General features: G+C 53.1%; 1 protein-coding gene. It reads left to right on the top strand.

Going from position 1 to position 277, the window contains the following annotated elements:
* A partial coding sequence (locus tag QWY29_RS20375; protein ID WP_300963047.1) for a small ubiquitin-related modifier occupies positions 1–221 on the top strand: 221 nt, incomplete at its 5' end.
* Positions 222–277 lie beyond the last annotated feature (56 nt).

The raw sequence follows: 277 nt of genomic DNA, 5'->3' as shown, positions 1-277 counted from the left end.
ATGGCAATGAGGTTTTCTTCCGCATCAAGAGATCGACACAGCTGAAGAAGCTGATGAACGCCTACTGCGACCGTCAGTCTGTGGATCTCAACTCCATTGCTTTCCTTTTCGATGGTCGTAGGCTCCGTGGTGAGCAGACCCCTGATGAGCTGGAGATGGAGGAAGGCGACGAGATCGACGCCATGCTTCACCAGACCGGAGGGTGCTTTCCTCGCCCTTAGAAGGAGCTTGCTTGCAGCCTGGCTGTTCTATGTCGTATGCTACCTTTAGAACTAGA

This window comes from Nocardioides abyssi (genome assembly GCF_030412915.1).
GTDB lineage: Bacteria > Actinomycetota > Actinomycetes > Propionibacteriales > Nocardioidaceae > Nocardioides > Nocardioides abyssi.
This window is presented reverse-complemented; position numbering and strand designations above follow the sequence as displayed.